Source organism: Methanococcoides vulcani (genome assembly GCF_900111645.1).
GTDB classification, from domain to species: Archaea; Halobacteriota; Methanosarcinia; order Methanosarcinales; family Methanosarcinaceae; genus Methanococcoides; species Methanococcoides vulcani.
The window spans coordinates 435,291-462,034 of the sequence record NZ_FOHQ01000001.1 but is presented as its reverse complement, the minus strand read 5'-3'; the positions used below and the strand labels follow the sequence as shown (position 1 = coordinate 462,034).

Genomic DNA, 26,744 nt, shown 5'->3' with positions numbered 1-26,744 from the left:
TAATTATTTGATGGTGGGAAATAATGAGAATTAGACAAAGTCTACTGATTTGTTTTGCAATGGTTTTTGTTTTTTTGGTAATGGCCGTAGGTACAGTAGCAGCAATTGAGATACATGTGTACCCTGGGGATTCTATCCAGAGTGCCATAAACGCGGCAACTGACGGGAATACAATCATTGTTTATCCAGGAACCTATACAGAGAACGTAGATGTGGACAAGGAGTTGACCATAAAATCACAATCTGGGAATCCTAGTGATACTATTGTTCAGGCTGCCTCTTCAACTGATCATGTATTCCATGTGACTGCGGATTATGTGACTATTAGTGGCTTTAATGTAACAGGTGCTAATTTTGGTTGGCCATATTCTGGAATATATCTTGCCGGGTTGTTTGAGAACTGTAATATTAGTAATAACGATGCATCGTACAACTATTACGGCATCTATCTGACGGGTTCCTACTACAACGAGCTGAACAATAACAATGCATCGTACAACTATTACGGCATCCATCTGGAGGATTCCTACGTCAACGAGCTGAGCAATAATATAGCTTCGGATAACAAGTACGGCATCCGTCTGTCTCATTCCAGCAACAACAACCTGACCAGCAACACGGTGTTGAACAACGACGACGGCATCTATCTGTACCATTCCAACGCCAACGAGCTGAACAACAACAATGCAAACTCGAACAAAGATAGCGGCATCCATCTGGAGGGTACATTCTACAATACGCTGAATAATAATATTGCATCGTACAACGACGGGAACGGCATCCTTCTGCAGGAATCCAACTACGATAACATCATCTACAACAACACCGCATCGAACAACGACGCAAACGGCATCCTTCTGCAGTATTCCAACGCCAACGAGCTGAACAATAACAATGCATCGAACAACTATTGCGGCATCTATCTAGATGAATCCTGCAGCGAAAACACGCTGATCAATAATATTGCATCGTACAACGATGATTACGGCATCTATCTGAGGAGATACAACTACTATAACATCATCTACAACAATTATTTCAATAATACAAACAACGCTTATATTTCTACTCACAGGTTCGGAAACGTCTGGAACACCACCAATTCCTCAGGTCCAAACATCATTGGCGGTCCTTTCCTTGGTGGGAACTGCTGGGCAAAACCGGATGGTAGAGGGTTCAGCCAGCTTGTTGTTAATTTAGATGGAGATGGATTCTGTGATTGGCCATACGTACTACTCGATGCGAACAATATAGACTACTTGCCGCTTTATATGCCAAAGACAATCACTGTGGACGATCTCAGAGATGATTGCCCAGATGCAGATTACACCACGATACAGGCTGCTATAGATAATGTAATTACAACTGATGGGGATACTATCATTGTCTACCCGGGAACGTATACAGAAAACGTGGACGTGTACAAGCGACTGAACATCACCTCAACAGGTGGCGCTGCCGTCACGCATGTCACTGCCGCATCCCCCGGTGATCATGTCTTCGAGGTTACCGCTGACTGGGTGACCATCACCGGTTTCAATGTGAGCAGCGCTACAGATACTAATAAAGCAGGCATCTGGCTGTCTTGGTATTCCACCAACAACAACCTGACCAGCAACACGGCGTCGGACAACTATTACGGCATCCTTCTGGTATCTTCCAGCAACAACACGCTGACCAGCAACACGGCATCGGGCAATTACCGCGGCATCTATCTGGAGGCATCCAGCAACAACAACCTGACCAGCAACAAGGTGTTGAACAATACCGGCAGCGGCATCCGTCTGTCTTCTTCCAGCAACAATTTCATCTACAACAACCACTTCAACAACACTGCCAATACTTTTTTTACCGGGACCAATACTAACAATGTCTGGAATACCACCAATTCCTCAGGTCCAAACATTGTTGAAGGACCTTATCTGGGTGGGAACTACTGGGCAACACCTTACAACGATGGGTTCAGCCAGACCTGTGTTGATGTTGATGTGGGAGGTAATGATATATGCGACGTACCCTATTGGATTGCATCGGGTCACGTGGACTATCTGCCTCTGGCTGCACCAGCAGCCACCATCACAGTCGCTGACGATTTAATACAATATCCGGACGCAGATTATACATCAATACAGGATGCTGTGGAAGCTCCAACTACATTTAATGGGTATACCATCCTTGTGTATCCAGGCACGTACTATGAGAATGTGAACGTGAACAAGCAACTGAACATCACTTCAACCGATGGCGCTGCCGTCACGCATGTCACCGCCGCATCCTCCAGCGATCATGTCTTCGAGGTTACCGCTGACTGGGTGACCATCAGCGGGTTCAAGGTGAGCGGCGCTTCAGGTAGTGGTAAAACAGGCATCTATCTGTGGTCTTCCAGCAACAGCACGCTGACCAGCAACATGGTGTCGAACAATGATAACGGCATCGTTCTGAATGATTCCAGCAACAACAACCTGACCAGCAACACGGTGTCGGACAATCTCTTCGGCATCAATCTGCGTAGTTCCAGCAACAACAACAACCTGACCAGCAACACGGTGTTGAACAACTACAACGGCATCTATCTGAGAGATTCCAGCAACAACAACCTGACCAGCAACACGGTGTTGAACAACGACGACGGCATCTATCTGTACCATTCCAATGATAATCTCATCTACAACAACCACTTCAACAACACTGACAATACTGACTTTAGGGGGACCAACACAGGCAATGACTGGAACACCATAGAGACCGAAGGCACGAATATCATGGGTGGTCATAATCTTGGCGGCAACTTCTGGGCAACTCCTTACAACGACGGATTCAGCCAGACAAATGTAGATACGAATGATGATGGTTTCTGTGATTCACCCCTAAATAAATATGCTATTCATTCAAACAATATCGACTTCCTGCCACTTGCAGATACACTAACAATCACTGGCACATGTCCTGTAGATCTAGAAGTCGTGGATCCAGAAGGATTAATAATCAATAAACAAACAAATCAGATCCCTGGAGCAACTTATACGGAAACCGACATAAATGGGGATGGTGATTCAGATGACCGCATATTAATTCCAGCTCCAAAACCAGGGAATTACCAAATAAAAATAATTCCAGAGCCAGATGCAGAGCCCACAGATACCTATACCCTTGAGGTCTCGACAAGAGGCACTAGCATAATCTTATGCAAAGAGGTCACTGTTGGTGATATACCAGACCAGCCTTATACCGTTGAGGTAACAGATGAAGGAGTATATTCGTTTTTACTGCCTCCTGTGGCTGATTTCACTGCCAATGTTACTTCAGGCAAAGCTCCAATGACAGTTCAGTTTACAGATTTCTCAAGCAATGCAACCTCATGGGAATGGGATGTGAATGGAGATGGCATAGTTGATTACACTACTCGGAATCCGATTCACACCTACGATATGCCTGGAATCTATGATGTATCATTGAATGCCAGTAATCTGAATGGAAGTCACACTGAGACAAAGATAGGTTACATTTCAGTCGAAGAATATCCGGTGCTAACCACCCTTCTTTTACTGACAGTAGTTGTGCTTGGAATTGCGATTGTGCTTTTCCTGAGAAGAAAGCGGGATTGAGTTAAGTGGAATCACTTCAGATTCCACATACTCAAAAACGATTATGTGCTGTTTGGATGGGATTGTTTGTATTCTTCAATTTCTTCCCACTTTAACTGTAAGTCTTATTTTAGCCAATTTTTATATTTGTATTGTAACACCACTTAATGATTATGCTGCAACAAACCAAGGTCTAATTCTAATAATTGGAATACTTGCTGCAGGAGTTCTCTCAAATCTTGGTAAAATTAAAAATTTGTTTGAGTATCTGTTTGAATCATTGAGAAATTTGTAAATCCAAACTTTAATTTTGCTAAATTTTATGGGCAGTCTGGTTGTGTGAGACGTGTACACAAAAATCAAGAATTTAAGATTAAATGTTATCAAACTCAATTTTTTTTAATGAGAACTTGTCATGTACAACCATATTTTTTTTGATGTGTCTGCTGTCCAAGGAGTAAATATTCCAACACAATTCCTCAATTATTGTACTACTCTTGATGTCTTTAGAGGGTGTACATGTTGTAGTGGGGATCAAACATTAAAAGGGTAAATGATGTAAGGTGGAAGTCTTAAAATGAGATTGATAGACACGATTATTACAACAATTCGAAGTTTTATAGTAAGATCGATGAAGAAGATTCTTGATATGCCTTTCAACATAAACAAGCTTCATGAACTCAACCACTTTCCTCTTTCCAACAAGATGATGGCTAAGCTCTCTTGCCTTCAGCAACAGTACAGATCCCCAAGAACTATTCTTCTTCCTGTACTCAACTTTCCCATTCATCATAGCATTGAACTCTTCAGTAACCTTCCTTGCTCCTGTTGGTTTAAGTCTCAATGAAAAACTTTCAGTCCTGATAAAGTCCTTGTTATCCATAGCTCCTTTTTCAATCAGGTTCATAACAGCAAGATCCACAATGAACCTGAAAGGTTCTTGGAGATCATAAGCAAGACTGTACTTGCTCTGATTCATCTCATGAAGGAAACCAACATGAGCATCAAGACCAACTGAATTTATGGCTCTCAGGCATTCAGATTCAAGCAGAGCATAGCCATAATTGAGCATGACATTGACTTGATCTCCTGCTCCATTTGCCCTTCTGAAATTATCTGTTCTTACCTTGAAATCGTATTGTTCAGGAATAGCTTTTGCGTATTCATTCCAGTACTTCCATGCAATTCCACCTTCAACACCAAGTATTTCCCTTATGGATGTGGCATTCTCAAGTCTGGCCTTATCATCAGTAAAATCGTATTCGACTTCAGGATACCTTTGTTTAAGGTAATCAAGGACAGCTTCCGATTTGGCTATTTTGGCTTCAATGAACTTTTTAGCAAGGTTTACCCTTGTATCCTGATCTTCATAAACATGGTACTGTGCGAACTTTGTCTTAACATTGGTACTTTCAGAAGGAAGCATTGTCGTCAGTAACTTGCCGTTCCAGTCCAACATAGTGATTTGTACATTGTGCTTAATCAGCCATCTGATAGCTTCAAGGCTCAAAGATCCACTTCTTCCATATACAACAATGCTATCAACATCCATCCTTTTTGGAGAGAACTAATTCAAATAATAAATCATGGTACAAACAAAGAAAGTTGGCATTAGAAAGGGATCTCAATAAATGCAAGATTTGTGAATCTACTGAAAAATTGCATGTCCATCATATAACGCCCTTTAAAGAATCAAAATCACACGAAATTAATAATTTAATTACTTTGTGTGGTCAATGTCATGTGATTGTAGGCAAAAATAAACTTTGGATTTCTGCTCATTGGGTAGACTATGATCCAAAAAAGGTTTTCCATAACGTCATCTCAAAATATTTGCACATAGTTTCTGAAATGGGATACGAAGTTGCTGTTGGTAAAGGAGCCTCCTCATATAATGGCCCATTTGTAGTATGGAAATTTGGGGAAAAGGGAACTTTAGACATTAAACGCGATGAAAAGCTTGAGGAAAAATAACAAGGTAAATCGATTTACTCTTTTTTACAAACTTTTCTTATTTAATGGAAGAGTGGCATTTTTACGACTTACCTATATCCCCGCACATTAAGTCAGGGATATAGGTAACTGTAAAAAACCGAACTCTCAAAATTTAATTATGTATGTGCAATTCAAAATATTATATTCCTAGCTAAAATTTGGAAAGCAATTTTATTACTACTATTCAGTTTTGACAAATTATTGTAATAGACATAACTTATTCAATAGATGCCCGTTAACGCCGTTAACTTTCAAACAGTTCCAAACACATTTAACTGAAAAAGTCGAACACTTATATACATAATAAAAATTCGGTATGTATATTCTTAATTATTTGGTGGTGAAAATGATGAGAATTAAACAAAGTATACTGATCTGTTTTGGAATGGCTTTAGCTTTAATGACCGTAGGAACTGCATCAGCAGATGTGTGGAATGTGTACCCTGGAGATTCTATCCAGGATGCCATAGATGCTGCAAGCAACGGTGACACGATTATTGTCCATACAGGAGATTCCATTCTGGATGCTATATATGTAGAACATGTGGTTGTGGACAAGGAGATAACAATCAAATCTTCGAGTCATGCTATTGTTTTGGCTGACGCTCCGGACGTTGATACCTTCAACGTGACTGCAAACAATGTAACTATCGATGGTTTTTGTGTACTTGGTACCACAACTGCTGCTGGAATATATCTTGACGGAGTTGAAGGATGTACAGTCACTAACAACGTCTTATTAAACAACAACTACGGCATCCATCTGGATGATTCCAGCAACAACACGCTGACCAGCAACACGGCGACGGACAACGACTTCGGCATCCATCTGGATGATTCCAGCAACAACACGCTGACCAGCAACACGGCGTCGGACAACGGTAACGGCATCAAATTGGGGAACTCCAACAGCAACAACCTGACCAGCAACACGGCATCGAACAATACCGGACACGGCATCTATCTGCGTAATGCCAGCAACAGCACGCTGATCAGCAACACGGCGTCGAACAATGGCTGGGGCGGTATCTACCTGGATTCTTTGAACAATAACAACACGCTGACAAATAACACTGCATCGGACAATGACCGTGGCATCTATCTGTACTTGTCCAGCAACAACAACACGCTGACCAGCAACACTGCAAACTCGAACAACAGAGACGGCATCTTTCTTGTGGAATCCAGCAACAACACACTGACCAGCAACACGGCATTGAACAACGGTAACGGCATCAATCTGTATTCTTCCAGCAACAACAACCTGACCAGCAACACGATGTCGGACAATTATTATGGCATCTCTCTGTACTTGTCCAGCAACAACATCATCTACAACAACTGCTTCAACAACACGAATAACGTTGCTGAAGATGGTACCAACATCTGGAACTCAACTGAGATGGTGACCTATACCTACAATGGTAGCAACTACGTGAACTACACAGGTAACTATTACGCCAACGACTACGCCAACAACTCGAGCAACGACGTCGATGGTGACGGTATTGGTGACACGCCATATGGTAATGACAGCTATCCACTGATGTTCTGTCCGGTTATTATTGAAACACCTACCCCAACTGAGGAACTAGAAACTCTCAAAGAGTATGTGAATGGTCTGGATGTATCCAGTTCTACCACAAAGATTCTTAATGCAAAACTCGATGCCGTAATCAACAAACTCGACAAAGGCGACAATGAGGAAGCTATCGAAAACCTTGAAGAATTTATTGAAGTTGTTGAGAAAATGGTGGAAAAAGGAAGTCTAACCGATGAGGAGGCTAACTACATAATCAATGAGGCAGAAAGTATCATTGAACTGATACAGAATTCAGAAGGGTAATCTAACCCTTCTTTGATCTTTTTTGAAATATTTTATCCATCATTCAACAACAGAAGCTTTTTCTCCCCAACTCTCCAATCTCTCCCTAACAGAGCATTGAGAGTAAACGGCTTCTCATTCTTGGCATTCTGCTTCATGTAGTGCAAAGTACCTTTAGAGAACCCTATTTTCCCCCATAGCATCCTCTAACCTTTGTAAACTAAAGTTTATTTTTCTAGCAATGAAGTCCCTTCTGTTGCCTCCTCTATTGTCATTATAGGAGAGATCTTTCCGGTATGATGCGTTAACATCGGTGGTTTGAAGAATTCAGAAATTGCCTTCAAACTATCTGATTCGAGGATGAAATAGAAAATATGCTCGTTAGGGCAAACGTATGCTCCATTTATTTTTATGCCCAGTTTTTCTGCTGAGCTTCTCATTTCCCCAGCCCATTGCTTCATTTCTTCCTTGTATTCTTCTCTTCCAAAACACTGTTCAGGTGTATGCTCAAGGCTAATCATAAATAACATTCTTTATAACCCCCATTAACATCAAGCAGGATTAGTATTTAAAATATTGGTAATAGTGGTCTCTGCAAGAATATACTTCTAAATTTAACTTTACAGAATACCTGATTCTGATCTCAGAAATGACAACTGATAGGGGGATGGACAAAGTTTATTGTTGATTTTTTAGGTTAAATTGTCTCAACAAAAACCTTCCCACACCTTTTTATTAAGTCAATGTTAATTATTTTAGTGGAATGTATCTAGTACCAACCTGTGCAAGAGGCTTGATAACATCTCTTATAGTCTTTGATGCACAGCTTATGGTGATATCAACATAATCAATTAGCTCAAGTAAATCTTCTTCCATTCGTTATAGGACATTTCAATAATCTTCTTTCTCAACAGATGAGTATCATCCCTCTCAACCACATAAACAAGGTTCATGAACTATGCTTGATCAGAAAACAGCATGACCTAAAAATAAGGTCTTTTCGTCAAATTCGAAACTCAAATAACGGTGCAATCCGCTAAAGAAGTGTAAAAGAAAAGAATAGTGTAAAGGATCCGCAGACCCCATACACCTCAAGTCCCATTCTCGCCAGAGTCGGACTTACTTACGTATAATATTGTTTTACAGTTTTGCAATGATAGCATCGGTCATTCCGCTAAGGGATGCATCTCCACCCATATCGTAGGTAAGATACTTGCCTTCTCCAATGACATCCTCTGTTGCCTTGAAGATAGCATCTGTCTTCCCAACCCAAGCAGAAGCGGAAGCTTTAGCTCCCTAATCACATTGCTTATTTAGATACTAAAAAGCCCCGGCCGAAACCGGGGCTTTCCTTTTGTTTCCACAATAAAATTAAATAGAATCGATAATCCCATTCAAAGTCGCACTAGGTCTCATGGCCTGGGATTTCAACTCCTCATCTGGAGCGTAGTATCCTTTGATATCCATAGCTTTGCCCTGAGCTTCTAACAACTCATTGGCAATCTTCTCTTCATTTTCCATCAGAGCTTTAGCTACAGGTTCAAAAATCGCTTTTAATTCGCTATCTTTCTCCTGATCAGCCAGAGCCTGAGCCCAATACATTGCCAGATAAAAATGAGATCCTCTGTTATCAATCTCATTCACTTTTCGGGAAGGTGATTTTCTGTTTTCCAGAACCAGCTCTGTCGCTTTATCCAATGTTTCTGCTAAAACCAGAGCTTTAGGATTATCAAAACTGTTGCCCAGATGCTCCAGAGAAACAGCTAAGGCCAGGAATTCTCCTAGAGAGTCCCAACGCAGGTGACCTTCCGATTCAAATTGCTGTACGTGTTTGGGTGCCGAACCGCCGGCACCTGTCTCGAAAAGTCCACCGCCATTCATTAGGGGAACGATTGATAGCATTTTCGCACTGGTTCCCACTTCCAAAATGGGAAAGAGGTCTGTCAGATAATCTCTCAAAGCATTTCCAGTCACAGAGATTGTATCTTTGCCCTCTTTAATTCTCTCCAATGAAAACTTGGTCGCTTCAACGGGAGCTTTGATCAATAGTTCCAGGCCATCAGTATCATAATCTTTCAAGTATTTGTTCACTTTTTTAATGAGCTGTGAATCGTGAGCTCTTTTCTCATCGAGCCAGAAGACTGCAGGATTGCCTGTCGCTTTGGCTCGTTTAACGGCCAGCTTGATCCAGTCCTGAACGGGTGCGTCTTTCACCTGACACATGCGGAAGATATCTCCTTCCTCTACCGGCTGTTCAATGAGTACATTATTGTTGTCATCGATAACTTGAACTTTTCCTGTACCAGTCATCTCAAAGGTCTTGTCATGTGAGCCATATTCTTCAGCTTTTTGCGCCATAAGCCCCACATTGGAAACGCTTCCCATTTTTGATGGATCAAAGGCACCGTGTTTTTGACAGAACTCAATAGTTTCCTGATACACTCCCGAATAAGAGCGGTCTGGAATTATGGCTTTCATATCTTTCAGTTTCCCGTCTGGTCCCCACATGCCGCCTGATGAGCGGATTGCTGCAGGCATGGAAGCGTCGACGATAACATCGCTGGGAACATGGAGATTGGTAATTCCCTTATCGGAGTTAACCATAGCCAATGCCGGTCTCTTGGCATACACAGCTTCTATATCTGCTTTGATTTCAGCCTGTTTGTCTTCAGGCAGATTCTGGATTTTTGTATAGAGATCTCCCAGTCCTTGGTTGGGATCTACACCCAATTCTGAAAGCAGATCACCATATTTATCAAATATCTCTTTAAAGAAGACCTTAACCACATGACCGAAGATAATAGGGTCGGAAACTTTCATCATTGTCGCTTTCAAATGAACGGAGAATAAGACATCTTTAGCTTTGGCATCTTCTATCTGTTCAGCCAGAAATGCCTGAAGCGCTTTTTTGTTCATAACAGCTGCATCAATGATTTCTCCGGTCTGAAGAGGGGCTTTGTCTTTTAATAGTGTTTTATTACCAGCGTCATCTGTAAAGAAAATTCTGAAATTGGTAGCCTCTTCAATTTCAACAGATTTCTCACTGCCGTAAAAATCTCCGCCGGTCATGCTGGCTACATGGGATTTGGAATCGGACTTCCATTCTCCCATGGAATGGGGATGTTTTTTCGCATAATTTTTTACAGCTTTAGGAGCTCTGCGGTCAGAATTCCCTTCTCTCAATACAGGGTTAACAGCACTGCCCTTGGCAATATCGAATTTCGCTTTGATCGCCTTTTCTTCATCATTAGAAGGATCTTCGGGATAATCGGGCAGATCATATCCCTGAGCCTGGAGTTCTGCGACTGTCGCTTTAATCTGGGGAACTGAAGCGCTGATATTGGGTAGTTTGATAATGTTGGCTTCCGGAGTTAAGACCATCTCTCCCAATTCGGAAAGGGCATCGGAAATCTTCTGGTCCTCTGTCAGTCTTTCGGGAAACTGGGCAATGATTCTTCCCGCCAGGGAGATATCCCTCGTTTCCATAGTGATTCCGGCGTTTTTCACATAAGCCTGTACAATAGGCAGGAGCGAACTGGTTGCCAAAGCCGGAGCTTCATCGGTTTTCGTATAAATGATTGTCGATTTCTGTGCCATGTTAATCCTTTTCTCTGTAAATTAATAACATTTTATCGAAGCGAAGCGCTTTATTCTATATAAAGAGACCCCATCCCTTTTTACCCAGGAATTCGTCATTTTGCACAATGATCTCTCCGCGGCTCATTGTCATCTCCGGCCAACCTGTTATTTTCTGGTTTTTATAGGGTGTCCATTGAGCTTTTTCATGAAGTGTCTCTTCGGTAAGTAATTTCTCATTGATCCTGAGCCTTAGCATTATCTTTCCATTTACAGCCTAGATGTATTTCATAAGGAAAGGTCGGGATGAATTCAAGACAACAATCTCACTGCTCATACTGATCTCAACCCTGATAGTATCGCTGGTTCAGGCATACCTCACCATCAACCTCCTTCTAAAATGACAATGTCGCGAAAAGACAGTAACATTATCTGCCATCCCCACATCTAGTAACACATGAACCCGTCACCAAAGATCCCCATCACCGATGAGCACATGCACATCGACCCCCGTGCAAAGGGACTGAAAGCTGTCAAAGAGTTCCAGAATGTAGGGGGAACCCACATTATTCTTGTTACCAAACCCACCTGGACCATCGGCGTGGAAGTCACAAAGCCAGAAGATTACAGGATCGTCTTTGATGAGACCATCGACCTTGCCAGGCAGATCAATGAGACCGGCGTGAAGGCATTCCCGGTACTCGGTGTCCATCCAGCTGAGATCACCAAACTCACCGAACGCATGGAACTTGACAGAGCTGTTGAACTTATGAAGAGCGGTCTTGAGATAGCTGCAAAGTACGTCGATGAAGGCCTTGCTGTAGGATTAAAAAGTGGACGCCCACACTACCCGGTCTCAGAAGAGATATGGGATGCATCCAATGCCATCATGGAACACGGTTTCATGCTTGCAAAGGACCAAGGCTGTGCTATCCAGCTGCACACCGAGAGTGTTGAGGAACCGGAACTGGTCGATATCACAGAGAGAGCCAAGAAAACAGGCATCCGGCTAAATAAGGTGGTCAAGCATTACGCGCCCCCTCTTGTAGACGTTTGTGAGAAGCTGGGCATCTTCCCAGGTGTGTTGGCAGGAAAGGGGGCAATCGAGCAGGCCCTTGAAGAGGGAACGCGGTTCATGATGGAGACCGATTATATCGATGACCCTGAAAGACCGGGGGCCGTACTGGGACCAAAAACGATTCCCCGAAGGACATTGAAGCTTGTGGAAGAACATGGTGAAGAACCATTCTGGAAAATTCACAAGGAGAATGTGGAAGAGGTATATGAGGTGGAAATCGAGATTTAAATATTAACTTCTAGACTTTAAACCTTAAACTTCTATTTTTAATATTTATACCCCGAATCCTTCCTGCAAACACTTTTCCCTTCTGCAACCTGCCGTCAGCCTGAGTTCCTCTCGTATCTCTATGCAGTTTTGCCATACCCCATGGACGTTGCAGTATGCGATAGCACAAAATTCCCTGTACTTACCGAAATTCACAAGCCCGAACATAGCATCCGGTTTCACCCCCGGACCGAAGGTTGCTCTTCCGATGGTGACAGTGTCCATCATCTTGGTTCGACCATACAGTTCAATATATTCGACATGGTGCTCAGGGGTGTTTGGATGTTTCACATTTTCCCCCACAACAACATGGATGTAGTCATTCCCTGTATCATCGTGATCCCTGAGTACTTCGATGGTGGGGATGTGCCTTTCTTTTGACCGGTCATCGGCATTATTTGTGTCTTCAGACCCTATGATCTCAGCAAATTCCATGATATTACATTCTGGTTGTGTGTGATATTCTTAACGGGAACCTTGAGATGACAGCACTAAAGATTTAGATTGAGGAGATCTGGAAATCCAAAGCTTTATTGCCAGATAGACATTAAAAGTTCTTTTAGTTTAAAATGGATTTTTAATTGGGGTATAGAATAATGAGAATTATTATAAAGACTGGAGTGAGCATATTGATAATAGGCATTATGCTCGTGGGATTTGCATGGGGAGGATCCTTTGATACTGTAAATAACGATGATAACGAATTAGATGATCCAGAACATACTGATAGGATCACTGATTCAAATAACCCCGATTCCCGTTTTGAAGAGTACAAGAGTGATCCATTGTTCATAGCCAGCAGAGGAACTTTCCCAAAAACAATTGATTGGGAGTGGGAAAATTCAGTTCATGACTGCTGGCTATCTCTTTCCATAAATGCACCGGCATACACAATTGATAGTTCCATAAGAAGCATCGGCACCAATAGTGAATTTTTGATTGTAGGTATAAACTCTGATCAGCAGGGAAAAATGAATGGGTCAAGAATTGATGAGATCTATCGGAAGATCGATGATCACTGTGAGCGGGAAGAGGGGATTAGTGGTATATCCGTGGTATTTATGTGGCCAATGGAAGATGAGAGCATACCCCTTCCTGAGTATGGTCCTGAGATATTTGAGGAAGCCAAAAGCAGCTCATCGTTCATAGCTGCCTATGGGACAATGCCTGTAATTAATCAGGATAGTGAAAAAAGAAGATGGACGGATCAGCTTGGCTATTACATGGATAGAGAACTTGACCCGTTCTTTGCTGAATCTGATGGACCTGTAATAGGTTATGGGGTCAGCATTAATGGATATCTGAGTGTGGGTATGGACTTAGAAAACCCGGAAAAAGTAAACGAATCCGTAATTGATGAAATATATCAGATGATAGACAGGCACTTTGAACAGGAAGCAGGCATAAATGAAGTGCCCGTAGTATTTGAATGGGAGGAGAATGCTGTCGAAGACATAGGGGTCGAAGATACCACACCATCATCAGATGAAGAAGATATCTGCGTGATAGATGATGATGGAAATGTTATAACCTATACCAGAGATGAAGCCTATTTAGATGAAGACGGGAATCTTGTAATAATTGATAATGGAACACAGGAGGAAATCGGGACAGAAAATCAAACACCGGGTTTTACCTCAATAATGCTCATTATCGGACTCTTTTTATCGGCAAGTTTGAGAAAGTGATCGGATTCGCGGATCAGGAAGATCACCCCTGGTCCAGACATATTTGTTCAATTAAAGAGAAATGAGAATTGCTGTCAATTAGCTCAAAAACTACAAAACCAAAGCTTTTGGCAGACCCTATTGAAGAGTATATTTAAGTGTGTGAGTACAAAATTAAGAACAACTAATGAACCACATAAATTTCACCTCAACAGCAAACCTTTAATCCTCTCACCCAAATATCTCAAATCCGAACTTATCCTGAAAACACTCCCTTCCAGAAACCATGTCCCTCAAAAATATAATCGTCAAAGGTGCTAAAGAGCACAACCTCAAGAATGTCGACCTAGTCCTACCCCGTGATAAACTGATAGTCATCACAGGTCTCAGCGGATCAGGAAAATCATCCCTTGCTTTTGATACCATATATGCAGAAGGGCAGAGGCGATATGTTGAATCCCTTTCAGCTTATGCAAGGCAGTTCCTGGGGCTGATGGAAAAACCGGATGTTGAGTACATAGAGGGACTTTCTCCTGCGATCTCCATCGAGCAGAAGACCACCAGCAAGAATCCCCGTTCCACGGTGGGAACAGTGACAGAGATATATGATTACCTGAGGCTGCTCTATGCAAGGATAGGCATCAGGCATTGCCCTAAATGTGGGAAGGTAATCGAGCCCCAGAGTGTTGACCAGATCGTTGACAGCATCATGAAAATAGAGGAAGGTTCAAAGGTTCACATCCTTGCACCTCTTGTGCGTGAACGTAAAGGAGAGTACAAGAAGCTGCTCACAGACCTGAGGGGAGAAGGCTTTGCACGTGCAAGGGTAGATGGAGAGATCGTTGCACTGGATGATGCCGAATCCATCGAACTGGGACGCTACTACAAACACAACATCGAGGTGGTAGTAGACCGGCTTGTCATCAAGAAAGGGATGGAAGAAAGATTGTCGGATTCCGTGGAAACCGCACTTGAGAAAAGTGGCGGGACATTGATGGTCCATGTGCTTGACGGCGAAGAGATGGTATTCAGTGAAAACCTGGCATGTACGGATTGCGGAATTGGTTTTGAGGAAATGGAACCTTCTGCATTCTCTTTCAACAGCCCCCAGGGTGCCTGTGAAGAATGCCATGGGCTTGGCACTTCAATGGAGTTCGACCCCGAACTTATCGTTCCTGACCCCACCCTTACGTTGAGAGAAGGGGCGGTCGAGACCTGGAACAAGAAAGACGGTTACTACATGCAGGCACTGGAGTCTGTGGGACAGCGTTTCGGGTTCTCACTGGACGTTCCCTTCGAGGAACTTGACCAGAAACACAAGGACATTATCTTCAACGGCACCACCGAAATGATCGATTTCGTGCATATCGGCAAGAATGGTGGGATGTGGAAGCACAAGGGACGCTTCCGGGGAGTGATCTCCAACATATCAAAGACATATGATAATACAGAGTCCGAGAACACGAAGGACAGGCTCAGGAAATATATCACCACAAAACCCTGTACAGTTTGTAATGGCAACAGGCTAAAACCTGCCAGCCTTGCTGTGAGCATCAATGACAGTAACATCATTGAGGTCACACAAATGTCCGTAGAGACTGCGTTGCATTTCTTTGAAGAACTGGAGCCAACTCTTACCCCTCGTGAATATTCCATTGCAAGGCTGATCCTCAAGGAAATAAAGGCAAGACTTGGTTTCCTCATGGACGTAGGGCTTGATTATCTTACACTGAGCCGCTCGGCAGCGACCCTTTCAGGAGGAGAAGCCCAGCGTATCAGGCTTGCAACACAGATCGGATCCAGTCTCATGGGCGTGCTGTATATTCTGGATGAGCCAAGCATAGGGCTGCACCAGAGGGATAATCTCAGGCTTATTAATACATTGAAACATCTTCGTGACATCGGCAACACGGTAGTGGTCGTGGAACACGATGAAGAGACAATTCTCAATTCCGATCATGTGGTTGACATGGGACCAGGAGCCGGTATCCACGGAGGAGAGGTTGTAGCAGAAGGCACGCCTGAAGAGATAATGGCACACCCGGATTCACTTACCGGCCAGTACATGAGCGGAAAACTTGAGATAGCAGTGCCAAAGAAGAGGCGCAAGCCCATTGGCAAACTGCTCCTCAAGGGTGCATCACAGAACAACCTCAAAGGCATAGATGTGGAATTCCCGCTCGGTGTCATGGCCTGTGTCACAGGTGTATCAGGTTCAGGAAAAAGTACCCTCATCAATGAGACCCTCAATAAGGTGCTTGCCCAGAAATTGCATCGTGCAAGGGACAGACCCGGGAGATACAAGGATATCAAGGGTCTTGACCAGATCGACAAGGTCATCACCATCGACCAGTCACCTATCGGAAGGACACCGCGCTCCAATCCGGCCACATATACTAACCTGTTCACACCCATACGGGAACTCTTTGCACAGACAAAGATATCAAAAGCACGCGGATACAAGCCTGGAAGGTTCAGCTTCAATGTACGCGGAGGCAGGTGTGAGACCTGTTCAGGCGACGGTATAATCACAATTGAAATGCACTTCCTGCCTGACGTTTATGTGCCCTGTGAGGTCTGCCACGGGAAGCGATACAACCGTGAGACACTTGAGGTCACCTACAAGGACAGGACCATCGCTGATGTACTTGACATGACCGTAGAGGAAGCACTGGAGTTCTTTGAGAACATTCCAAAGATAAAGAACAAGCTGCAGACGCTCTACGATGTTGGTCTTGGCTACATCAAGCTTGGACAGTCATCGACAACCCTGTCAGGAGGAGAAGCCCAGCGTGTGAAGCTCGCAACAGAACTTAGTAGGCGTTCTACCGGAAAGACAGTTTACATTCTTGACGAGCCCACAACCGGGCTGCACTTTGACGATGTGAACAAGTTACTTGATGTGCTCCAGCGACTTGTGGATGCAGGCAATACAGTCATTGTGATAGAACACAACCTTGATGTTATCAAGACAGCAGACTGGGTGATCGACCTGGGTCCTGAAGGTGGAGAACGTGGTGGCAGGATCATTGCTGAAGGTACACCCGAGAAAATAACAAAGAGCAAAGCATCCTATACAGGCGAATTCCTGAAAAGAGTGCTCAAAAAATAAGTTGAAAAACTTAAAGATCGTTAAAAAAATTAAAGGGTTAAAAAAAGATATCTGACCTGAACGTCAGATATCATGGCCTTCAAAACAGGAAAGACAGACTATCTTTCCATCTTTTACGCGAAGACGTGTTTCCATTGTCTCCTCATCACATTCTGCACATGCTATGGAACGATATACCATCGCTTTTTCAGGCGGCTCTATGTCAACTTTTGTTGCAGTGAACAGTTCATCGGCCGGAATGTCAAGAATTGCAAGACCCCTTTCAGCATGTCTTTTCTTGAACTCTTCCATTTCTTCATCCGTAGCAGTGCCATTTCTTACTTTGGGGAAGAGCTCATTGTAACGTGGATCTTCCCGACGCTGACGAGGATTTATTGATATTCGTAGTGCTTCGCGCTCTCCCCTTTTGAAGAAAGTATAAACATGCTTTCCAAGATCTTTGAAGACAAGGTTTCCTTTTCCAAAGGTGCAGCCATTAATTACCTGAATGGCATCCACGCTGCATGACTTGTTCTCAACGACAGCCACAAGTTCCTCGTCCTCTGAGCGATCCTTGAACTGCTCAGCTGCATAGGTTGCAACCCTGTAACCAATAACAAGTCCGGGGCAAAGGTGCCCATGGAACTTTACTGCATCTTCCAGTTCCATGATCTCACCTTAGAACTGGTTTCTGATCTTTGCAGCTACGTTCTCGACCTGTTCCACAGCAGTACCGATATACCTGTCAGGGTTCACGAGATCTGTGATATCGGATTCACTAAGGTATTGTGTAACTTCCGGCTTGCCAAGAAGAACATCCTTAAGGTGCATTCCTGATTCATGTGCTTCCATTGCAGAGCTTCGGACGATCTCATGAGCTTCCTGCCTGCCGACACCACGCTTTGCAAGCTCGATCATGACAGACTCACCCATGTTAAGACCACGGAGGAGATCAAGGTTCTTGCGGATGTTCTCAGGATAGAACCTGAGGTTCTCGATAACACCAATAGCCAGTTTGAGAAGGTGATCTGTCAGCACACAGCTTTCAGGGAAAACGACCCTTTCGCATGAGGAGTTTGTAAGATCACGTTCGTCCCAGAGAGTATTGTTCAGCAGTTCAGGCTCGACCATTGAGCGAACGATACGTGCCAGACCACTGATCTGCTCTGACTTGATAGGATTCCTCTTGTGAGGCATTGTGGAAGAACCCACCTGTTTCTTCCTGAAGCTCTCCTCGACCTCTGCGATCTCGCTTCTCTGGAGGGAGCGGATCTCCACAGCGATCTTGTCCAGGGTTGTTACTGTGTTCGCCATCCACATAACGAATTCTGCATGGCGGTCACGCTGGATGATCTGGTTTGAAACATCAACGCTGCCAAGGCCAAGATATTCCATCGCATACTTCTGTATCTCAATACCATCTTTTCCGAATGCTGCCTGTGTACCTACAGCCCCGGTCATCTGACCTACCAGAAGACGTGGTGTAAGCTGGCCCAGACGCTCAAGGTGCCTTGCCATCTCGCTTGCCCAGATAGCAAACCTGAGACCATATGTTGTTGGTACACCGATCTGACCATGTGTCCTTCCTGCACAGACAGTGTTCTTGTGCTCTTCTGCTTTTGTAAGCAAGACGTCCATAAGTGTACGTACCTTATCCTCAAGGATAGCAACCGCATCCATCATCTGAAGAGCAGTAGCTGTATCCAGGATGTCGTTAGATGTTGCACCAAAGTGCACCCATTTGGCAGCGTCCTCTGTGCACTGCTCGGAGATCGCAAGAACGATGGCCATCATGTCATGGTGGATCTCATCTTCTATCTCTGTGACCCTTTCCAGTTTGACAGAAGCTATGCTTTTCTCTATTGCTTCTGCAGCTTCGGCAGGTACGATGCCTACCTTTGCTTCAGCCTTTGCAAGAGCAGCTTCTGTCCTGAGGAGCTTGTCAAGGCGGTTTGCCTCACTCCAGACATACTTCATTTCCTCGGTACCGTAGCGGTATTCAATAGGATGGATTGCCATATTTGTTAATCTCCTTGCTATTGTAAAACATAATTGATGATCTTATATCAGGGGTAGATAAACAATATAACCATAAATAAGCTTTGAGCATGGAATCCCATTCTGCCGGAGGATGAGATACTTAAGGATCATTAAGAAGGCAACGTTTATCTATTGATGGACACCATAAATTATATTGAACATAGGGGGAAGCGATTGTGGAAAAATTACATGTGTTTCTTGAAAAACTCGACAACAATGAGTTTACGAGTAAGGATATAGACCTGCTTTTAAAGCAGATGGCAGAAGATGCGAAACAGGGTATCATTGCAATGACAAAAGATGACAGGCAATGGTTCGAAACATATGCATTCGGTCTGCAGCAATTTGAAGTGCTGTGTAGCAAGAACCCATCTAAAATGAGAGCCGGTGACTGGAGACAATCTGTTGATGATTTCAGCAAGGTCAGATTCTTCGTAGATGACATGGAAGAAAGAGATATCGTTAAAAATGTATTCTGGAACGTGGAAGGAATAGTTACGTTCGACATTCCTGATACAATCGGCTACAGGAATTTCATTTATTGCAGGATAAAAAGCTATCTTGAAAAACTCTACAAATTGTAAAAAATAAGTCCGGACAATTTGATATAAATTATAATAGAACGGGCCTGCCGGGAATCGAACCCGGGTTCTAAGCTCCGGAGGCTAAAGTGATATCCACTACACTACAGGCCCATTGTATAAAGATATGCCAATATCAGGTTAGTAACAACGATAACTGACTGTACGATAACCCGATTATTATATTATTGTTTTGGAGAGAGAATTAAGAGATAGACACACTCACATAATGCATAATATTAAAGGCACTTCAAACAACACATAATAAACATTATAGAATGTAGTAGAAGGTTTTCCACATATAACCGAAGTCTTTGCAATGCATTCATCTAATGTTAGTTCATCAATACAACATTATTTTTCAAAACATATTAATACACATTTAAATACATTAAAGCACAGGTATAATTTGAATTAACTTCAACAATATTTACAAAAATGACCTCAATTAACACAAGAAAATGACAATGAAAAACGAAGATAAGACCTCTGAAAAGATAGAAGTGTTGGAAAAGACTATCAAAGAACTCAGAGACGAACTCGAACTTGTTAACAAAGAAGCCAGGGAAAAAGAAGAGTTCTACAAACTTCATCTTGATAACCTTAATGATGTTATCTTTAGTGTCGACAAGGAAGGTAACTTTACATACATAAGCTCGGCTATTGAAAATTTTACCGGCTATATGCCAGAAGAAGTGATAGGTACAGCTTTTATCAAATACATACACCCTGAAGATCTTTCCGGTCTTCTTGACGATATGGACCTGACCCTTAAAGGAGAACACAAACCCTATATGTTCAGAGTTATTGCAAAATCTGGCAAGATAACACATGTACACACGTCTTCCAAAGGGATTGTCAGGAACGGAGAAGTTATTGGTCTTAACGGGATCATGGTAAATATTGACCAGCTCAAAAAAGTAGAGTTAGAGCTGATGAAAGAAAAGGAAAAAGCACAACATTATCTTAATGTTTCCAATGTGATTTTCGTTGCTCTTGACAGGAACCAAAAGATATCTCTTGTGAACAGGAAAGCTGTAGAGATCCTTGGTTATTCTGAGAAGGAACTACTTGGCAGCAACTGGTTAAACATGTTCATACCTGAGAACATCTATGATAATGTAGAGGGTATGTTCAACACAATTATGTCAGGTGATATCGAACAATTTAAATATTACGACAATCCGATCATCACAAGATCCGGTGAAGAAAGGATAATTTCATGGAATAATTCGATACTTTATGATAATAATGGAAACATCAGTGGATTACTTGCTTCCGGAATCGATGTTACTGAAAAGAAAGCTGCAGAAAGAGCGCTATTATCTGCAAAACTTGAGGCTGAAACTGCAAATCAGGCAAAGACCATCTTTATTGCAAACATGAGCCATGAACTGCGTACACCCCTTAACTCAGTGATAGGATTCTCTGAAATTCTTCTTGAAAAGAAGTTTGGAGATATTAATGAAAAACAGGAAAAATACATTAACAATATATATACCAGTGGAAGACGCCTTCTTGGTGTTTTTAATTTAATGCTGGAAGTTTCAAATATCGAGTCCGAAGTGGCTAAACTTGATTATAAAACGATAGAACTAAGAGAGTTGATCGATACACTCAGGAAATATTTTATTACAATTGTTCTGGAAAAAGAGCAAGCACTATCATTTAACATCAACACAGATATCAAATATATTATAGCAGATATCGAAAAGGTGGAACAAAGTCTCATTAATCTCATCGATAATGCCAGTAAGTTTTCAAAAAATGGCAGCCTCATCAAAGTTGATATTCAGAATACTGACAAAGATATAGTCTTCAAAGTATCAGACAAAGGAATCGGCATATCAGAAGAAAATATGGATCAACTCTTCAACCCTTTCACTCAGATCGATCCTTCTTCAACAAGAGCTCATGGAGGAATGGGACTTGGACTTAGTCTTGCAAAAAAATACTCAGAATTGCATGGAGGATCCCTGAATGTTCGCAGTGAACTCAACAAAGGTAGCAGTTTTACCTTTACAATACCCCTAAAACCTGAGATAAACACAACTGATCTATCTGAAAAAGATAAAATGTAAAAAATGAAAGGATCATTCCTTTGAAACATCGTAGTAGCATCTTTTAGGAGAGTAAACAAGACCCTTTTTCTTCAGTGATGCAATTGTTTTACTAACCAGTTTACTGTCCAGACCAGTAGACTCTGCAATATCACCAGGTCTTAAGGATTTGTCAGAGCCTTCCAGAGCATTTAGTACTGTTGATTCATTTTCAGTTAATGTTTCTTCACTCATGATACAACCTCATATTGATATGAAATGTGTACGATATAAACATTATCTATAGATAAATAGAGTACTGACCAATAAGCAACAGTATTAAATGTCAGCTTAGATAAAAAATTCAAAAATAATTAAAGAAATAGGGAGGAGAACTGTTACAGATTAAAATCTGTAACGTAGTCCCAGGTCATTTTGACCAATATCGAAGTACTTAATTCTGAAGTACGATCTCGATATTGATGTCTTTTGGAACCTGAATCCTCATGAGCTGCCTTAATGCGCGCTCATCAGCTGCAATGTCAATAAGTCTTTTGTGGACACGCATCTCCCAGTGGTCCCATGATGCTGTACCGTCGCCACTAGGGCTCTTCCTTACAGGAACTACCAATTTCTTAGTAGGTAGTGGTACTGGACCGGATATGCTTACTCCAGTGCGGTTTGCGATGGCTTTCACCTGATCACAAACACCATCCAGATTCACAGGGCTTGTGCCTGATAATCGTATTCTTGCTTTCTGTGCCATGTTCAACTCCTCTAAAAAGAAAGAGAAGAGTGTTACTGCTTCTGTTTAACACTCATGCACAGACCGGCAGCGATTGTCATACCCATATCACGGATAGCAAATCTGCCGAGCTGTGGAATCTCTTTTACAGGCTCAATGCACATTGGCCTGGTTGGTTTGATTGTAACGATTGCTGCATCTCCAGCCTTGATGAAGGTTGGATTCTCTTCCTTGACCTGACCGGACTTTGGATCCAGCTTCTTGTCGAGGGACATGAGAGTACATGCAGTCTGGGTGGTGTGGCAGTGGAATACAGGTGTGTATCCGACTGTAATAGCGGATGGGTGCTGAAGGACAACGATCTGTCCGGTGAACTCCTCAGCTACCGATGGTGGCTTGTCTGCAGGACCACATACGTCACCTCTCCTGACATCGTTCTTTCCGATACCCCTTACGTTCCAACCGATGTTGTCACCAGGTACAGCCTGCTCAGCTTCTTCGTGGTGCATTTCAATTGACTTGACCTCACCAGTTGCGCCACTTGGCATGAATGTGACCTTCTGGCCTTTCTTCATGACACCGGTCTCGACCCTACCTACTGGAACGGTACCGATACCGGAAATAGTGTATGCATCCTGTACTGGGATACGGAGTGGAAGTGTGTCTGGCTTTTCAGGTGTAACAAGAGCGTTAAGAGACTCAAGAATCGATGGACCCTTATACCATGGAGTGTTGGCACTTGGTTCTTTCATGTTGTCGCCTTCGAATGCAGATGTTGGAATGAATGGAATCTCATCTGCCTTGAAACCGACCATACCGAGAAGCTGTGATACTTCCTTCTTGACCTCGTTGTACCTTTCCTCGCTGTAATCTGCAGCGTCCATCTTGTTAACAGCAATGATAAGCTGGTTGATACCAAGTGTTCTGGAAAGGAAGACGTGTTCTCTTGTCTGGTCCATTACACCATCAGGTGCTGCGACCACAAGGATAGCTGCATCAGCCTGGGATGCACCGGTGATCATGTTCTTGACAAAGTCTCTGTGGCCTGGACAGTCCACAATGGTGAAGTAGTACTTGTCGGTATCGAATCTCTTGTGTGCGATATCGATGGTAATACCCCTTTCACGCTCTTCTTTGAGTGTGTCCATAACCCATGCAAATGCAAAGGATTCCTTACCCTTCTCTTTTGCTTCTGCCTTGTATTTCTCGATAAGGTGTGCAGGTACTGCACCGGTCTCGAACATCAATCTACCGACGAGTGTTGATTTCCCGTGGTCAATGTGTCCGATAACTGCTAAGTTCATGTGTGGTTTCTCAGCCATAATACATTCTCCTTTATTATTGATTGTTAGATAGTAATATTTATAATTTTGACCTAAATTGTTGTTTCTACTTTTAAACCTTTCCAACGGATGGGATACTTCATAACAAAAAGATGGATAAAATATCCATCTTACATGCTCATGAAGTCCTGTGCCTGTGGAAGGTCTTTCTTGAGTCCTTTGCGCTCACGGATACCTGTAACGACTTCAGTGATCATGTTGGTTGGAAGTGGTTCAAAGCCTGCAAACTCTGTGCTCCACATAGCACGACCCTCTGTTGCGGATCTGATATCACCGGCAAATCCGAACAATTCGGATACTGGTGCCTTGGATTCGATGATCGTTGTGTCACCCTCTGATGTCATATCAATAATGACACCGCGGCGACCCTGGATCTCCTTTGTGGCTCCGCCCATCTGTTCCTGTGGGGTCTGGATGAATACCTTCTGGTATGGCTCGAAGAGCGTATCATCTGCCATGAGCATTGCTGCCTGGATAGCCTGCCTGGATGCAGGAATGACCTGTGCAGGACCTCTGTGGACAGCATCCTCGTGGAGCTTTGCGTCCATGAGCTTTACCTTTACACCCATGCATGGTTCTTTTGAAAGTGGACCGGCTTTCATAACTTCGACGAAACCTTCAAGGACCAGCTCCATCGTCTCGTTCAGGTGCTGGATACCTTTGGTCATATCATAGTAAACATTGCTCTCAAAGATGTCCGCGATCTTCTTTGCTTCATCCTTGCCGACACCTGCTGCCATAAGCTTCTCCCTTCTCTCAAGCTCAGGCATCCTCATGGAGATCTCACCCTCACGGATAAGCTCACGTACTTCAGGCTCAAGTGGCTCGACAACAACATAGAATCTGTTGTGCCTGTTAGGGGATTTACCTTCAACAGGACCTGCTACACCGGTGATGGTCTCACGGTATACCACAAGAGGCGGTGTTGTTGTGATCTCTACGCCCTTATCACGCTCGATCCTGTGAGCAATGACCTCGAGGTGAAGTTCACCCATGCCTGCCATGAGGTGTTCACCGGTCTCTTCATCAAGTGTGATCTTAAGTGTTGGGTCTTCCTTTGCGACCTGACGCAGTACCTCAACGAGCTTTGGAAGGTCTTTCATGTGCTTTGCTTCCACAGCTACGGTCACTACAGGCTCACTTGCGTGTTTGATGCTTTCGAATGGAGACATGCCTTCAAGGGAGGTTACAGTAGAACCTACAATGGCGTCCCTAAGACCTGTAACTGCAGCAATGTTACCTGCAGGGATCTCATCCACTTCAAGTCTCTCCGGTCCCATGAAAACACCAACCTGCTGGATCCTGTTCTTCTTTGATGCACCTGATACGAAAACTTCCATACCACGTGAAAGTGAACCACTGAAAAGCCTGCCTGTTGAAACTTCTCCTGCATGTGGGTCCATGGAAATATCAGTTACCATGAATGCAAGGTCGCCCTTTGCATCAGCATCAGCCATCTGCTTTCCAATACCAGTCTCAAGGTCGCCGTGCCAGATGACACCGACCCTGTCTTCCTGGGCATCGATAGGACTTGGAAGGAACCGGATGACCATGTCGTTGACAGCTTCATGGAGCGGACATTTCTCTCCCAGTGATTTCATATCTTCAGCACGGCAGTAGTTAAATACCTCATCAAAGCTGACACCGGTCTTCTGCATCATAGGAACACTGATAGCCCAGTTGTAAAGAGCTGAACCGAATGCTACTGTACCTTCTGCAGCGTCAACCCTCCAACCTTCGTTGTAACGCTCTTCGTTCATACCTTTGATAAGCTTGTTGACGTGATCAATGAGCTTACCGAGCCTGATCTGCATTTCCTGTGCATCGACCTGCAACTCGTTGATAAGACGGTCAACTTTGTTAATGAAAAGTACTGGCCTTACATGCTCTTTCAGTGCCTGTCTCAGAACGGTCTCGGTCTGAGGCATGGTACCTTCCACAGCATCAATAACTACAACAGCACCATCTACTGCACGCATTGCACGTGTGACGTCACCACCAAAGTCAACGTGACCTGGTGTGTCGATAAGGTTGATAAGGTACTCTTCATCCTCGTACTCGTGCACCATTGACACGTTTGCGGAGTCGATCGTAATACCTCTTTCCTGTTCCTCTTCATCAGAGTCCATGAACAACTGGCGACCTGCAAGCTCCTTGGAGATCATACCAGCGCCTGCAAGAAGATTATCTGAAAGGGTAGTTTTCCCGTGATCGATGTGAGCGATGATTGCGATGTTCCTGATCATTTCTGGGTTGCTCATCAGCGCTGTTACACGCTCAACCATTTTTTTCCTTCGTCCCATAATAAAACCTACAATTGAATCTTATGAAAAAATAAAGAACAACACGATTAACGTGCTGCCTTTGCGACTCTTTCCTTTCCGTCCTTTCTGTTAATAGAGAAACACTTTGCATCACGGTTGGAAGCTGCGATCAGCTCGGATGCAAGGCATTCGGATGCAGAGCGCTTTGATTTGAATGCTGCCTGGTTTGCACCTATTGAGATATGCCTCAATGCAGTGTCAATACGCCTCTGTGGTGCAGTATCTACTGCTTTTGGTACAGAGATACCACCGTATTTGAGTCTTACAACCTCTTCCCTTGGACCAGCGTTAGCAATAGCTTCCACAAGTACCTGAACAGGGTTCTTCTGTGTCCTCTTATTGATCACATCAAAAGCATCGTCCACAATACGCATCGCGATCTGCTTCTTACCGGTGTTCTGCGCATTGCGCATCACATTGTTGACAAGACGTTCAACAATGCATAGATCGGACTTGTTGAACTGCTGTCTTGCGTGCTTACCTGATGTGTGTGGTATGATCACAGGATCAAGATTCACGTATCTCTTGATACCAGCATCATTAACCTCTACCTCTGAAAGGTCCCATTTTCCGAATAACTTATACATGG

Annotated in this window: 21 protein-coding genes, 1 tRNA gene and 1 pseudogene; 8 read left to right on the top strand and 15 right to left on the bottom strand. The window is 43.3% G+C overall.

The window, feature by feature from the left end:
- The first annotated feature begins 23 nt into the window (after positions 1-23).
- A complete protein-coding gene (locus BMX02_RS02415; protein WP_091688718.1) occupies positions 24-3,605 on the top strand; it encodes a NosD domain-containing protein in 3,582 nt (1,193 codons plus the stop codon).
- Positions 3,606-4,125: 520 nt separating this feature from the next.
- On the opposite strand, the gene cas1 is transcribed toward BMX02_RS02415, so the two are convergent.
- Positions 4,126-5,136, bottom strand: a complete 1,011-nt coding sequence (gene cas1 / locus BMX02_RS02410; RefSeq protein ID WP_091688717.1) for a CRISPR-associated endonuclease Cas1 — start codon at positions 5,134-5,136, stop codon at positions 4,126-4,128.
- A 5-nt stretch (positions 5,137-5,141) separates the two neighbouring features.
- Here cas1 and BMX02_RS02405 point away from each other — a divergent pair, with 5 nt between their 5' ends.
- Complete coding sequence (locus BMX02_RS02405; RefSeq protein WP_167879276.1) at positions 5,142-5,558, top strand: HNH endonuclease; 417 nt, start codon at positions 5,142-5,144, stop codon at positions 5,556-5,558.
- 367 nt (positions 5,559-5,925) lie between these two features.
- A complete protein-coding gene (locus BMX02_RS02400; protein ID WP_177165236.1) occupies positions 5,926-7,425 on the top strand; it encodes a right-handed parallel beta-helix repeat-containing protein in 1,500 nt (499 codons plus the stop codon).
- A 39-nt stretch (positions 7,426-7,464) separates the two neighbouring features.
- Here the strand turns inward: BMX02_RS02400 and BMX02_RS12355 are convergent.
- The 5 genes and pseudogenes from BMX02_RS12355 to BMX02_RS02385 form a co-directional block, all read right to left on the bottom strand.
- Positions 7,465-7,601: pseudogene (locus tag BMX02_RS12355) on the bottom strand (CRISPR-associated endonuclease Cas1); the annotation flags it as partial.
- A 30-nt stretch (positions 7,602-7,631) separates the two neighbouring features.
- Complete coding sequence (locus BMX02_RS02395; protein ID WP_091688713.1) at positions 7,632-7,934, bottom strand: DUF3303 domain-containing protein; 303 nt, start codon at positions 7,932-7,934, stop codon at positions 7,632-7,634.
- Positions 7,935-8,154: 220 nt separating this feature from the next.
- Positions 8,155-8,280 (bottom strand): DUF2099 family protein, encoded by a 126-nt coding sequence (locus BMX02_RS11985; protein ID WP_135643982.1) that lies wholly within the window; start codon positions 8,278-8,280, stop codon positions 8,155-8,157.
- 495 nt (positions 8,281-8,775) lie between these two features.
- Positions 8,776-11,001 carry an NADP-dependent isocitrate dehydrogenase gene (locus BMX02_RS02390; RefSeq protein WP_091688711.1) on the bottom strand — a complete coding sequence of 742 codons (2,226 nt, stop codon included), beginning with the start codon at positions 10,999-11,001 and terminating at the stop codon, positions 8,776-8,778.
- Positions 11,002-11,056: 55 nt separating this feature from the next.
- Positions 11,057-11,239 (bottom strand): hypothetical protein, encoded by a 183-nt coding sequence (locus BMX02_RS02385; RefSeq protein ID WP_091688710.1) that lies wholly within the window; start codon positions 11,237-11,239, stop codon positions 11,057-11,059.
- Positions 11,240-11,437: 198 nt separating this feature from the next.
- On the opposite strand from BMX02_RS02385, the gene BMX02_RS02380 reads away from it, so the two are divergent.
- Complete coding sequence (locus tag BMX02_RS02380) at positions 11,438-12,286, top strand: TatD family hydrolase (RefSeq protein WP_091688709.1); 849 nt, start codon at positions 11,438-11,440, stop codon at positions 12,284-12,286.
- Positions 12,287-12,331: 45 nt separating this feature from the next.
- Here BMX02_RS02380 and BMX02_RS02375 read toward each other — a convergent pair whose 3' ends face one another.
- Positions 12,332-12,760: a desulfoferrodoxin family protein gene (locus tag BMX02_RS02375; protein WP_091688707.1), complete on the bottom strand. Its 429-nt coding sequence runs from the start codon at positions 12,758-12,760 to the stop codon at positions 12,332-12,334.
- Between the two features lie 161 nt (positions 12,761-12,921).
- On the opposite strand from BMX02_RS02375, the gene BMX02_RS02370 reads away from it, so the two are divergent.
- Both BMX02_RS02370 and uvrA read left to right on the top strand, forming a co-directional pair.
- Positions 12,922-14,013, top strand: coding sequence for a hypothetical protein (locus BMX02_RS02370; RefSeq protein WP_091688706.1), 1,092 nt, complete (start codon positions 12,922-12,924; stop codon positions 14,011-14,013).
- 265 nt (positions 14,014-14,278) lie between these two features.
- Positions 14,279-17,104, top strand: coding sequence for an excinuclease ABC subunit UvrA (gene uvrA / locus BMX02_RS02365; RefSeq protein WP_091688705.1), 2,826 nt, complete (start codon positions 14,279-14,281; stop codon positions 17,102-17,104).
- A gap of 63 nt (positions 17,105-17,167) precedes the next feature.
- On the opposite strand, the gene BMX02_RS02360 is transcribed toward uvrA, so the two are convergent.
- Together BMX02_RS02360 and purB are read right to left on the bottom strand one after the other, a co-directional pair.
- Positions 17,168-17,752 (bottom strand): FmdE family protein, encoded by a 585-nt coding sequence (locus BMX02_RS02360; protein ID WP_091688703.1) that lies wholly within the window; start codon positions 17,750-17,752, stop codon positions 17,168-17,170.
- A gap of 9 nt (positions 17,753-17,761) precedes the next feature.
- Complete coding sequence (gene purB, locus BMX02_RS02355) at positions 17,762-19,102, bottom strand: adenylosuccinate lyase (protein ID WP_091688702.1); 1,341 nt, start codon at positions 19,100-19,102, stop codon at positions 17,762-17,764.
- Positions 19,103-19,299: 197 nt separating this feature from the next.
- On the opposite strand from purB, the gene BMX02_RS02350 reads away from it, so the two are divergent.
- Positions 19,300-19,707, top strand: a complete 408-nt coding sequence (locus BMX02_RS02350) for a hypothetical protein (RefSeq protein WP_091688701.1) — start codon at positions 19,300-19,302, stop codon at positions 19,705-19,707.
- 39 nt (positions 19,708-19,746) lie between these two features.
- Here the strand turns inward: BMX02_RS02350 and BMX02_RS02345 are convergent.
- Positions 19,747-19,818, bottom strand: a tRNA-Arg gene (locus BMX02_RS02345).
- Between the two features lie 347 nt (positions 19,819-20,165).
- On the opposite strand from BMX02_RS02345, the gene BMX02_RS02340 reads away from it, so the two are divergent.
- On the top strand, positions 20,166-21,785 hold the full coding sequence (locus BMX02_RS02340; RefSeq protein ID WP_091688699.1) for a PAS domain-containing sensor histidine kinase: 1,620 nt from the start codon (positions 20,166-20,168) through the stop codon (positions 21,783-21,785).
- 12 nt (positions 21,786-21,797) lie between these two features.
- Here the strand turns inward: BMX02_RS02340 and BMX02_RS02335 are convergent, their stop codons facing one another.
- From BMX02_RS02335 to BMX02_RS02315, 5 genes are all read right to left on the bottom strand, one after another.
- Complete coding sequence (locus BMX02_RS02335) at positions 21,798-21,998, bottom strand: MarR family transcriptional regulator (protein ID WP_048195084.1); 201 nt, start codon at positions 21,996-21,998, stop codon at positions 21,798-21,800.
- A 199-nt stretch (positions 21,999-22,197) separates the two neighbouring features.
- Positions 22,198-22,509 carry a 30S ribosomal protein S10 gene (rpsJ, locus tag BMX02_RS02330; RefSeq protein WP_048195085.1) on the bottom strand — a complete coding sequence of 104 codons (312 nt, stop codon included), beginning with the start codon at positions 22,507-22,509 and terminating at the stop codon, positions 22,198-22,200.
- Positions 22,510-22,541: 32 nt separating this feature from the next.
- Complete coding sequence (gene tuf / locus BMX02_RS02325) at positions 22,542-23,813, bottom strand: translation elongation factor EF-1 subunit alpha (protein WP_091689099.1); 1,272 nt, start codon at positions 23,811-23,813, stop codon at positions 22,542-22,544.
- 128 nt (positions 23,814-23,941) lie between these two features.
- Entirely contained in the window at positions 23,942-26,134 is a 2,193-nt protein-coding gene (locus tag BMX02_RS02320; RefSeq protein WP_091688697.1) for an elongation factor EF-2, read from the bottom strand.
- 47 nt (positions 26,135-26,181) lie between these two features.
- The gene (locus BMX02_RS02315; protein WP_091688695.1) at positions 26,182-26,742 is read right to left on the bottom strand and encodes a 30S ribosomal protein S7; all 561 of its coding nucleotides are present in this window, start codon (positions 26,740-26,742) and stop codon (positions 26,182-26,184) included.
- Between the last annotated feature and the right edge of the window lie 2 nt (positions 26,743-26,744).

Excerpts from the sequence above, each read along its gene's own strand:
- BMX02_RS02415 (WP_091688718.1), top strand. The coding sequence starts at position 24 with ATGAGAATTAGACAAAGTCTACTGATTTGTTTTGCAATGGTTTTTGTT.
- cas1 (WP_091688717.1), bottom strand. The coding sequence starts at position 5,136 with ATGGATGTTGATAGCATTGTTGTATATGGAAGAAGTGGATCTTTGAGC.
- BMX02_RS02400 (WP_177165236.1), top strand. The coding sequence starts at position 5,926 with ATGATGAGAATTAAACAAAGTATACTGATCTGTTTTGGAATGGCTTTA.
- BMX02_RS02395 (WP_091688713.1), bottom strand. The coding sequence starts at position 7,934 with ATGTTATTTATGATTAGCCTTGAGCATACACCTGAACAGTGTTTTGGA.
- BMX02_RS11985 (WP_135643982.1), bottom strand. The coding sequence starts at position 8,280 with ATGGAAGAAGATTTACTTGAGCTAATTGATTATGTTGATATCACCATA.
- BMX02_RS02390 (WP_091688711.1), bottom strand. The coding sequence starts at position 11,001 with ATGGCACAGAAATCGACAATCATTTATACGAAAACCGATGAAGCTCCG.
- BMX02_RS02385 (WP_091688710.1), bottom strand. The coding sequence starts at position 11,239 with ATGCTAAGGCTCAGGATCAATGAGAAATTACTTACCGAAGAGACACTT.
- BMX02_RS02380 (WP_091688709.1), top strand. The coding sequence starts at position 11,438 with ATGAACCCGTCACCAAAGATCCCCATCACCGATGAGCACATGCACATC.
- BMX02_RS02375 (WP_091688707.1), bottom strand. The coding sequence starts at position 12,760 with ATGGAATTTGCTGAGATCATAGGGTCTGAAGACACAAATAATGCCGAT.
- BMX02_RS02370 (WP_091688706.1), top strand. The coding sequence starts at position 12,922 with ATGAGAATTATTATAAAGACTGGAGTGAGCATATTGATAATAGGCATT.
- uvrA (WP_091688705.1), top strand. The coding sequence starts at position 14,279 with ATGTCCCTCAAAAATATAATCGTCAAAGGTGCTAAAGAGCACAACCTC.
- BMX02_RS02360 (WP_091688703.1), bottom strand. The coding sequence starts at position 17,752 with ATGGAACTGGAAGATGCAGTAAAGTTCCATGGGCACCTTTGCCCCGGA.
- purB (WP_091688702.1), bottom strand. The coding sequence starts at position 19,102 with ATGGCAATCCATCCTATTGAATACCGCTACGGTACCGAGGAAATGAAG.
- BMX02_RS02340 (WP_091688699.1), top strand. The coding sequence starts at position 20,166 with ATGACAATGAAAAACGAAGATAAGACCTCTGAAAAGATAGAAGTGTTG.
- BMX02_RS02335 (WP_048195084.1), bottom strand. The coding sequence starts at position 21,998 with ATGAGTGAAGAAACATTAACTGAAAATGAATCAACAGTACTAAATGCT.
- rpsJ (WP_048195085.1), bottom strand. The coding sequence starts at position 22,509 with ATGGCACAGAAAGCAAGAATACGATTATCAGGCACAAGCCCTGTGAAT.
- BMX02_RS02320 (WP_091688697.1), bottom strand. The coding sequence starts at position 26,134 with ATGGGACGAAGGAAAAAAATGGTTGAGCGTGTAACAGCGCTGATGAGC.
- BMX02_RS02315 (WP_091688695.1), bottom strand. The coding sequence starts at position 26,742 with ATGTATAAGTTATTCGGAAAATGGGACCTTTCAGAGGTAGAGGTTAAT.